Source organism: Caldicoprobacter sp. (assembly GCF_047459465.1).
GTDB lineage: Bacteria > Bacillota > Clostridia > Caldicoprobacterales > Caldicoprobacteraceae > Caldicoprobacter.
Genome location: NZ_VSCO01000060.1, coordinates 1 through 10,574 on the forward strand (window position 1 = coordinate 1; position 10,574 = coordinate 10,574).

Annotated in this window: 8 protein-coding genes; all 8 read left to right on the forward strand. The window is 49.5% G+C overall.

Features of this window, described 5'->3' with window-relative positions:
• Positions 1-478 precede the first annotated feature (478 nt).
• The 8 genes from gndA (at position 479) to FWJ59_RS05375 (ending at position 10,318) form a co-directional block, all read left to right on the forward strand.
• Positions 479-1,900 carry an NADP-dependent phosphogluconate dehydrogenase gene (gene gndA, locus FWJ59_RS05340; RefSeq protein ID WP_414480945.1) on the forward strand — a complete coding sequence of 474 codons (1,422 nt, stop codon included), beginning with the start codon at positions 479-481 and terminating at the stop codon, positions 1,898-1,900.
• A gap of 19 nt (positions 1,901-1,919) precedes the next feature.
• On the forward strand, positions 1,920-3,362 hold the full coding sequence (locus tag FWJ59_RS05345) for a gluconokinase (RefSeq protein ID WP_414480952.1): 1,443 nt from the start codon (positions 1,920-1,922) through the stop codon (positions 3,360-3,362).
• Between the two features lie 3 nt (positions 3,363-3,365).
• On the forward strand, positions 3,366-4,652 hold the full coding sequence (locus tag FWJ59_RS05350) for a lactate racemase domain-containing protein (protein WP_414480946.1): 1,287 nt from the start codon (positions 3,366-3,368) through the stop codon (positions 4,650-4,652).
• Positions 4,653-4,909: 257 nt separating this feature from the next.
• Positions 4,910-5,860, forward strand: coding sequence for an aldose 1-epimerase (locus FWJ59_RS05355; protein ID WP_414480947.1), 951 nt, complete (start codon positions 4,910-4,912; stop codon positions 5,858-5,860).
• Between the two features lie 251 nt (positions 5,861-6,111).
• Positions 6,112-7,098: a LacI family DNA-binding transcriptional regulator gene (locus tag FWJ59_RS05360; RefSeq protein WP_414480948.1), complete on the forward strand. Its 987-nt coding sequence runs from the start codon at positions 6,112-6,114 to the stop codon at positions 7,096-7,098.
• A 166-nt stretch (positions 7,099-7,264) separates the two neighbouring features.
• Positions 7,265-8,515, forward strand: coding sequence for a glucuronate isomerase (locus FWJ59_RS05365; RefSeq protein ID WP_414480949.1), 1,251 nt, complete (start codon positions 7,265-7,267; stop codon positions 8,513-8,515).
• 198 nt (positions 8,516-8,713) lie between these two features.
• A complete protein-coding gene (locus FWJ59_RS05370; protein ID WP_414480950.1) occupies positions 8,714-9,481 on the forward strand; it encodes an IclR family transcriptional regulator in 768 nt (255 codons plus the stop codon).
• Positions 9,482-9,670: 189 nt separating this feature from the next.
• Positions 9,671-10,318 (forward strand): bifunctional 2-keto-4-hydroxyglutarate aldolase/2-keto-3-deoxy-6-phosphogluconate aldolase, encoded by a 648-nt coding sequence (locus FWJ59_RS05375; protein ID WP_414480951.1) that lies wholly within the window; start codon positions 9,671-9,673, stop codon positions 10,316-10,318.
• The last annotated feature ends 256 nt before the right edge of the window (positions 10,319-10,574 follow it).

A 10,574-nucleotide genomic window follows, 5' to 3' on the forward strand; every position in this document is an offset into this window, starting at 1 on the left:
TTAACCGAGGGGTTGTTGGTTCGAATCCAACCTGAGGAGCCATTCTTTTTTTGGCCCTATGAAATTTAAAGTAGTCTTAATATGCACGAAAAATTAGAAATTTATCACACAGGCCTATCAGAGAACCCGTTATTTTCAGTGGCTTTGTTTTTCAAACTAACTTTTAATATTTCATACTGATGATGAAAATTTGTTCCTTAAATAGCCCTTGAGAGGGCTTTTTTATTTTTGGTGAAGCTTACCCTATGAATCTGTTCACTTATTTACCTCCTTGTGGTAGCTTTACTTTTGTGTTGACGGCTAAATGCCGTTGTGCTACACTGAAAGTGTAAGCGTTTACATCATAGTTGTGCTGTTTTTTGTAGACACTATTGTTTGGCTCCATTGTTTGACTCCATTGTTTGATCCCGCTATTGATTTAGACAAAGTCTGGCAACCCAATTCTTCTCCTAATCAAATATGAAAGGAGCTGTTTTGAATGGCAAAAGCGGATATTGGGCTTATCGGCCTTGCAGTAATGGGCCAGAATCTGGTGCTCAACATGGAGAGCAAGGGCTATTGCGTGACGGTGTACAACCGTACGCCCGAAAGGACCAAGGAGTTTATGGATGGCCCTGCAAAAGGCAAGGAAAGGATTATACCTGCCTATACTTTGGAGGAGTTTGTGGCTTCTTTGAGCCGGCCGCGAAAGGTCATGTTAATGGTTAAGGCAGGGAAACCCGTGGATGCTGTTATCGATTCTCTTGTTCCTCTGCTGGACGAGGGGGATATAGTGATTGACGGGGGTAACTCATATTTTAAGGACACCATAAGGCGGGCCGAACAACTTGCGCAGAAGGGAATACTCTTTATGGGCGTTGGGGTTTCTGGCGGCGAGGAAGGCGCTTTGAAGGGCCCAAGCATCATGCCCGGCGGGTCTTACAAGGCCTGGCAACAGGTGGAAAAGATACTGAAGGATATAGCCGCAAAGGTAGCAGACGGCATCCCCTGTTGCGAGTATGTGGGCCCCGATGGCGCTGGCCATTATGTTAAGATGGTACATAATGGTATCGAGTACGGGGATATGCAGCTTATCAGCGAAGCCTATTTCTTGATGAGGGAACTTCTAGGGCTCTCGGCTCCAGAGATGCAACCCATATTCCAGAAATGGAACGAGGGAGACCTTAATTCCTATCTCATCGAGATCACGGCCGATATCCTGGGAAGGATAGATGGAGAGACCGGTCTGCCCATGGTGGATGTCATACTGGATCGGGCGGGGCAGAAGGGCACGGGCAAGTGGACCTCGCAGGATGCATTGGACTTAGGTGTGGCCGTTCCCACTATAGCTGAGGCGGTGTTTGCCCGCTGCATATCGGCCATCAAGGAAGAGCGCGTGGCTGCTTCCAAAGTATTAAAAGGCCCTGAAGCCAAGTTTAATGGAGACCGTGAGCAGCTGATAGAGGATATAGGTCGGGCCTTGTATGCCTCCAAAATATGTTCATACGCTCAAGGATTTGCGCTCCTCAAGCAGGCATCCGAGGCTTATAACTGGAACCTCAGGCTGGGCGATATCGCCTTGCTGTGGCGTGGAGGGTGCATAATCCGGGCACAGTTTTTGGAGCGCATAAAGGAAGCCTACACCAGGAATCCGTCTCTTGCCAATCTGCTACTGGACCCCTATTTTAAAGAGGTGGTGGAGAAGGCGCAGGACAGTTGGAGAAGGGTTGTAAGCCTTGCTGTCCAATACGGCATTCCGGTACCCTGCTTTAGCTCGGCACTTTTCTATTACGACTCCTATCGCAGGGATAAGCTGCCGGCTAACCTGATTCAAGCGCAGCGGGATTATTTTGGAGCCCACACCTATGAAAGGGTAGACAGGGAGGGCACTTTCCATACCGATTGGTTATCGAAAAAATAAATGGAAGGGATTGGTAGGCGTGAACATCCTTGCTTTGGAAGTGAGCACCTCTGCTGCCAAAGCCATGATATACTCCCTTGAAGAGGGGATAAAGGGGGTATTCAGCGTACCTTTTAAGGATACCATAAATGATGTGGTATCACAGGATCCCGAGGGGATTTACCAGGCAGTCATCGAATGTGCCAAAGCGCTTATCGAGCGCGAAGGCTGCTCCATAGACGCCATCGGTTTGGGGAGCACCTGGCACAGCGTGCTGTTTTTGGACAGGGAGCGCAAGCCCATGGGCAGGATCAAGACCTGGGCCAGTACCGAAGCCGCTCCCACTGCCGGCCGATACAGAAAGGATGATAAGCTCAGACGCTGGTTTTACCAGCGGACGGGCTGCATGGTACATAGCATATACCCCGTCTGGAAGTACCTTCATGCCAAGGAACAAGGGCAGGTGGATCCCCAGGGCTACCTCTCTTCACAGCCCGAATACGTCTTTGAAAAGCTGACGGGACAGATGGGGGTTTCTCGTAGCGTTGCCTCAGGTACCGGGTTTATGAACATCCACACTCTGGAATGGGATGAGGAAATACTGGATTTTGTAGGGCTGAAGGTCTCCCAACTGGCTCCCCTTTACGAGTTGGACCATACTGCGCCTTTGAGCCAGGAAGCAGCATCGCAGCTGGGGCTTAAGGCCGGTATACCGGTGACCCTACCCGGCCCCGATGGGGCGCTCAACCAGGTGGGAGCGGGAGCCATGGGCCCGGGAATAATGACCATGTCGGTGGGAACCAGCGGAGCCCTCAGGGTTACCAGCCCTGTTCCGGTATTGCCGGACAATCCATCGACGTGGTGTTATTACGTGATCCATGGCAAAAGGTTAGCCGGTGCTGCTACCTCGGGCGCCGGAAACTGCGTGCAGTGGTTTGGGAAAAGGCTAAACCGCGGCAGCATAAGCTATCGCGCCCTGGATGAGCTGGCCAGCAAGATCGATATCCAGGATGCGCCCATCTTTCTGCCGTTTTTGTACGGCGAGCGCTGTCCCGGTTGGGAAGACACCAGGACGGGAGGCTTTGTCGACCTGAAACCCCATCATGAGGTAGGGCACCTTCACTATGCCATATTGGAAGGGGTACTGTTTAACCTGTATCAGTGTTATGTTGTTCTGGAGAAGCTTATGGGTGTGCCCAAAGAGATCAGGATATCGGGAGGTATTGAGAATTCCCGCTGGTGGCTTCAAATGGCGGCCGATATATTCCAGAGGGAGATATATACCTCCAACGTGGAACATGCCTCTACCATGGGGGCTGTAGCGGTGGCTTTGAAGGCTACGGGCGCTATAAAGTCGTTGGAGGAATTCAATCCAAGTCAAGGAGAAAAAATAGTTCCAAATGAATCGATGGCCCAAATATACGCTAAAAGGTTTGAGCGCTATATGGAATGGTATGATAAAACGTCAAACAGGGGTGAATAAATTATGGAAGGAATTGTATTGAAAGCGGCTAATAACAGAGGGCTTGATGCGGGACAGATTCGCGCTGCCCTGGAAAAGGCTTTGGAAGGGCGTAAGGATAGCCTCAAAAAGGTGCTTCTTTTGCCGCCTGATTTTACCCGGGCCCATTCGGGGGCAGGAGAGATAACCGCCATGCTGTATGAGATGCTTGGAAGCACATGTCAGGTGGATATCATGCCGGCGCTGGGTACTCACATGCCGGTAAGCGATGAAGAGCGCATAGCCTTTTTCGGAGAGGGGATCCCCAAAGAGCGGTTCATCGTGCACAACTGGCGGGAGGATGTAGTAAAAATTGGGGAAGTGCCAGGCGAGTATATCAAGGAGATCTCCGAAGGGTTGATGGAAGACCCCATAGATGTAGAGGTTAACTGGCGGCTGGTGAAAGGGGAGTATGACCTTATCATATCCATCGGACAGGTGGTGCCCCATGAGGTTGTGGGCATGGCTAACTATAGTAAAAACATATTTGTGGGCTGTGGCGGATACAGCATGATAAACAAGACGCACATGCTGGGCGCCATATACGGCATGGAAAGGATCATGGGCCGGGACCATTCGCCGGTGCGCAAGGTGTTTGACTATGCCGAACAGCACTTTGCCAAAGACATCCCATTGATGTATATATTGACGGTGACTACCCATGAAGAGGGGAAGGTTTTGATCCACGGCTTGTTTATAGGAAGAGAGCGCAGGCTGTTTGAGGAAGCAGTGGCTTTGAGCCAGCAGAAGAACATGCAGTTCCTGGATGAGCCGCTACAAAAGGTAGTGGTGTATCTGGATCCACAAGAATTTAAGAGCACCTGGTTGGGTAACAAGGCCATATACAGGACGCGGATGGCCATTGCCGATGGCGGGGAGCTCATAGTGCTGGCACCGGGCGTGCGGCAATTTGGCGAAGATAAAGGCAATGACATGCTGATCCGCAAGTATGGCTATGTGGGCAGGGAGCGGGTGCTCAAGCTGTGGAAAGAGCAAAAGGACCTGCAGGAAAACCAATCGGTGGCGGCGCACCTAATTCACGGCTCATCGGATGGCCGCTTTACTATCACATATGCCCCGGGCCATCTTACTCGCGAGGAAGTGGAAGGTGTAAACTTCAAGTACATGGACCTTGAAGAAGCCTACAGGCTTTATAACCCTGAAAAGCTTAAGGACGGATTTAACGTGCTGGAAAATGGCGAAAGGATTTTCTATGTAAGCAATCCGGCGCTGGGGCTGTGGGCATATAGGGGCAGGTTCTTCAGCCAATGAGGAGGAAATGGACGGAGTTAGTTGTCATCCTTGAGAAGCTTGGTTTTGACGGCCGAAGTGCATGATGACACTTGTGCAGTCTAAAGCTCGGAATTCGTCGATGCTGTTAAGGGATAATTTGGCTGCTTGCATATGAGGGACCCAGCTTCAGAGGGGCCCAGCTTCATATGAGGAACCCAGTTTCATATGAGGAACCCAGTTTCAGAGGCACTCAGCTTCATATGAGGAACTTAAGCTTGTAACCTGGAGGGTATAAGATGAAACAGTTGTTAGAAGTATTGCACAATGAATTTATAGAGCTTAAGGTATGCCCTCAAGTAGGAGCCAGCATATTCTCCTTGAGGTATTGCTTGAACGGCCAATGGGTGGATATAATGAGGCCCACGCCCTATCAGGCGGTTGAGAACAAAGATGCAGGGAAGTTTGCCTCTTTCAACATGATCCCCTATTCGAACCGCATAGAAAACGCTGTTTTAAAATTCAGGGGCAAGGTCTATAATCTTCGAAAGAATACCGCTGAGGGGCATGCCATACACGGAGATGTACGTTTCAGGCCGTGGAAAGTGTTCTATAAAAGTGCCGAAAGGATTGTCATGGGCTTTGACAGCAGGGATTTTGACGACATGTCATGGCCTTTCCCCTTTTATGCTGAGATAGAATATGCCCTCACAGGGGCCAAATTGACGGTACGCCTGATGCTCAAGAATACGGGGACTGAGGAGATGCCGGGCGGAATGGGGATTCATCCCTATTTCATGAGAAAGCTTACGCCTCGAGATGATGCTGTATTTCTACAAATGCCTGCAAAGGGTGTTTATCCCGGCGATACCCCTATACCCACCGGAAAGTGGACAGAAATACCTAATGAGCTCGACTTTTCCAAGGGGAGGCAGTTGGGCTTTGAGCACATCGATAAGTGTTATAGGGCGCTCCATGCCCCTGTGATCATCAAATGGCTAGGCAGCGACGTGGTACTTACAATGGAGGCCGATGAGATATTTAAGCACGTGATACTGTATTCCCCTAAGGATAACCCTGGGTTTTTTGCGGTTGAACCGGTTACCAACTGCAATAACGGGTTCAACATGGCCGAAGAGGGAATAGATGATACGGGGACCGTTTATTTGCAGCCCGGGGATGCTATGGCGGGAAATATAACCATAAGGCTTTTTAGAGGAAGCAATAACGGCTTTCAGAGGGGCTGTTGAGAAGTTATTCTGTTATAATGCTATACTATCTGCTACGTCGTTTGAGAAGGGCAGGTTTAGGTTTACCTCCTGTGGGAAGGAGTGGCATGAATGGTCTAAATGCTCCAATGGAGCTAGATGATTTTGATGCTCAAATGGAGCAAAGTCCAGCCATTGTAGGAGGGTGACCTGTCTGCTATTAAAGTTCTGTCAAGTTGACTATGTGGTAAATTGACAAATGCATTTGTATATCGGAGGATAGGGTGTAGGCTATGAATATTTACGAAATTGCCAAAAAAGCTGGAGTATCCATTGCAACAGTATCCAGAGTAATAAATAACAGCCCGAAAGTTAAGGAGGAGACCAGGGCCAAGGTAGAAGCCGTGCTGCGACAGTACCGGTATACCCCCAATGCCATAGCGCGAAGCCTGGTGACTAAAGCCACCCACACCGTTGGCGTTTTGACCAGCGATGTAAGGGATTCGTATTATGCTAGCGCTATTTATACCATAGAACAGAGCTTTAGGGAGTTGGGGTATAACGTCATTCTGTGCAATACCGGGCTGGAGCTTAAGGAGAAAAAGGAATACCTTCGTTTAATGCTGCAAAAAAAGGTGGACGGTATCATACTGGTGGGCTCGGTCTTCAAGGAAAAAGACGATAATAGCCATATATATGAGGTGGCCACACATGTGCCCGTGGTGATGCTCAACGGCGACCTACAGGGGAATAACATCTATTCCATCGTCTGCGATGATGGAGCAGCTGTTTTTAACATCGTTGAGATGCTTTATTCGAAGGGGCACAGGGATATAGTATACATGTACGATGTGGAAAGCTTCAGCGGCATGGCCAAGATAGAGGGCTTTAAAAGGAGCATGAAGAAGCACAAACTTGAGATTAATGGTAGAATCATCAAGGTGCCGCGGGGCATCCAGGGCGGTTATGAAGGTGTAGAGAGGCTGGAAAGGGAAGGAGTGCCATACACAGCCATCTTGGCCAGCGAGGACATCATCGCGGTGGGGGTACTCAAAAAGCTCAGGGAGATAGGGAGACGGGTGCCGGAGGAGGTAGCGGTGTTCGGGTATAACAACTCCCAGTATTCCTTATGTACCATGCCCGAGCTATCCACGGTGGACAACAAGGTGACCGATATGGCCTTGGGCGCCGTACAGATGCTGTATGACGTGTTGCAGGGGAAAGAGGTCATCCACAGGGTGGTGGTTACTCCCCAAGTGGTAATAAGGGGAAGCGGATGAATTGCCGGAACCACCGTTAAAAGACGGAGGCAAGAGGGCCTTAATCTAATGCTCTACACGCGGTCAATGTAGATGTACAAAAGATGGCTTGGATATAAAGAAATTTTTCAAATAAATGCAACTAATAATTACAAATAATTACATATTTAAAAGGAGTGGTGAAATCATGCCAATTACTGATGTCAAAGAGTTAAGAGCTGCAGTGGATGCAGCGGTGGAGCAGGTTGAAATAACCGACGTGCACACCCATCTGTATACGCCCTGTTTTGGCGATATGTTGCTGTGGGGTGTGGATGAGCTGCTCACCTATCATTACCTTGTGGCGGAATTTTTCCGATGGACCGACATGCCCTATGATGAATTCTGGAGCATGTCCAAGAGGCAGCAGGCCGACCTTATATGGAAGACGCTGTTCATTGAAAACAGCCCATACAGCGAGGCTTGCCGCGGCGTACTGACGGTGCTCAACAAGCTGGGCCTTGACGTTGCCGCACGTGACCTGGAGGCATACCGCAGCTATTTTGCAGCGAAGACCATAGAAGAGTACGTTGATCAGGTGTTTGAGCTGTCCAGGGTTAAAGAAGTGGTAATGACCAACGATCCCTTTGATGACAGCGAGCGGAAGGTGTGGCTTGAATCCTATAAGGCCGATCCGCGGTTTAAGGCGGCTTTGAGAATGGATCCCCTGCTCAACACCTGGGATCAGACCTGGGTCAAGCTTAAGGAATGGGGCTATGATGTACAAAAAGAGTTGAACCAGACCACCCTCAGAGAGGTAAGGCGTTTCTTAAACGACTGGGTTGAGCGCATGGAGCCCTTATACATGGCCGTATCGCTGCCGCCTACCTTTGCTTTCCCGGAAAATTCCACAAGGGCAACCCTCATTGAAGAGTGCGTGCTGCCGGTATGCAGGGAGCACAACATACCCTTTGCCATGATGATAGGCGTGAAGAAGCTGGTCAATCCGGGCTTGAGGCTGGCGGGCGATTCAGTGGGCAGAAGCAGCATTGAAGCGGTGGAATACCTGTGTGCCAACTATCCGTACAACAAGTTTATGGTCACCATGCTGTCCAGGGAAAACCAGCATGAATTGAGCGTGGCGGCGCGCAAGTTCAGGAACCTCATGATATTCGGGTGCTGGTGGTTCCTCAACAACCCCAGCCTGGTGGAAGAGATGACCCGCATGCGGTTTGAGCTGTTGGGCGTCAGCGTCATACCGCAGCACTCCGATGCCCGCGTGCTGGATCAGCTCATCTATAAATGGGCTCATTCTAGAAAGGTTATAGCCGATGTGCTGTTCGACAAGTATAAGGACCTGATGGATACCGGCTGGCGGCTTGAAGAGAGCGAGATACGCAGGGATGTGCATAAGCTGTTCAGCCAGAACTTCTGGGATTTCATAAACAAGAAGGTGTAAGGGAGGAAGAAGCCAGCCTGGAAACTTACAGGCTGGCTGTTTCTTTTGTTGTTTTGAAGCCAACACTCCTTTTTTTGCTCAAGTTGAAATATTAACCCAAGCTGAAATATGGTAACCAGGGATATTGAATGGAGCAAAAAGTTATAGTATAATATCATTTAGAAACGCAGTTTCACTATACGAAACAAGGGAGGCAGCATGAGGGATACTGTACAATCCATCGACAGGGCTTTTGATATACTGGAGGTTCTGGCTACCGAAAAGGAAGGCCTGGGTGTCACCGAGATTGCCCGCCGTATTGGGCTTCACAAGAGCACCGTGTATCGATTGTTGACATCCATGGCCTCAAGAGGATATATCGAAAAAAATGAGGTAACCGGCCTTTATCGCCTGGGCTTGAAGCTGGTTGAGCTTAGCAGCCTTTATTTAAACAGCCTTGAGCTTAAGACGGAAGCCCAGCCTTATTTGAGGAAGCTGGTGGCTTTGACTGCCCAGCCAGCTCATTTGGCCATACTGGACAACCATGAGGCGGTGTATATAGACAAGATCGAGAGCTTTAACTCCATCCGCATGTATTCAGCCATTGGCAAAAGGGTGCCGCTTTACTGTACGGCCGTGGGCAAAGTGCTTTTGATGGATAAAGAGGACAGCAAAATAAGGGCCCTCTTTCAAGGTGTGCAGCTTGTGCCGCACACATCCAATACCATTACGGACGTTGATAAGCTGATATCTGAAATCGACAGCGTCAGAAGAAGGGGCTGGGCGGTGGACAATGAGGAGCATGAAGAGGGCATAAGGTGTATTGCCGCCCCCATCTATGACTACAGGGGCGAGGTTATTGCTGCGGTCAGCACATCGGGCTTGAAGACCATCATCTCTCCCGAGAGGGATGAGGAAATCGCGAAATATGTGGTGGAAACAGCCCGGGAAATTTCTAAGAGGATGGGTTACAACCCACGAAAATGATATGGAATAGGTATAAAAAGTGCGCTGGTATTTACAATATTTTTGTAGTTGGTGTTTATACCCGGTATCCACTTAAACCAGCACAGCCAGCTTTTGTATGGGCTTTTGGGAAAGGCAATGGCAAGGCCAGCATAAATGGCGCTTGCTTAAATAAAGAACATCTATAAATATGGAAGGGAGATGTAATTTATGGATAAGGAACAGGTGTTGTCAAGGATAGTTGAGGGTGGTTTGGTGGCGGTAGTAAGGGCCAAGTCAAGCGAACAGGCCTTGAAAATTGCCGATGCTTGCATGAAAGGCGGCGTAGCTGCCATAGAAATCACCTTTACCGTTCCCGGCGCTGTAGAGGTCATCAAGGAGCTGGCAAGGGTTTATAGCAACGGCGAGATCTTGCTGGGAGCCGGTACCGTTATGGATGCAGAGACGGCCAGAGCGGCCATCTTAGCGGGTGCCCAATATGTGGTCAGCCCCTATTTGAACCTTGATACGGTCAAGCTGTGCAACAGGTATAGGGTACCCTGCATGCCGGGCGCCATGACCATCAAGGAAGTGGTGGAAGCCATGGAAGCAGGAGCCGATATCATCAAGGTCTTTCCAGGCGAACTTTTCGGGCCCAAAATCATCAAGGCCATACGTGGTCCCATACCCTATGCCAAATTGATGCCTACGGGTGGCGTCAGCCTGGACAACGTCGAGGAGTGGATCAAGGCCGGTGCCGTAGCGGTGGGTGTGGGCAGCGCACTGACCAAGGGAGCCGAGACTGGGGACTACGAGGCCATAACCAGGACTGCCCAGGAGTTTATTGCCAGGATTCGTGCAGCCAGGGGAATTAAGTAAGCTTTAGATGCTCCGTCATATTTATGATTCGGGGTTGCGGCCAACTTGTCGTAACCAGAGGAGGATGCTTTGGTGAAATTTCTTTTCAATTCTCAATGAATTGATGAAAACCGAAAGATCACATTATATTCAATATATCAATATAAATTAGGATGAGGAGGTTTATGTATGTCTAAAAGAGTGGTGACTTTTGGCGAAATAATGTTGAGGCTATCGCCTCCAGGGTATTTGAGATTTACCCAGGCAAACAGCTTTG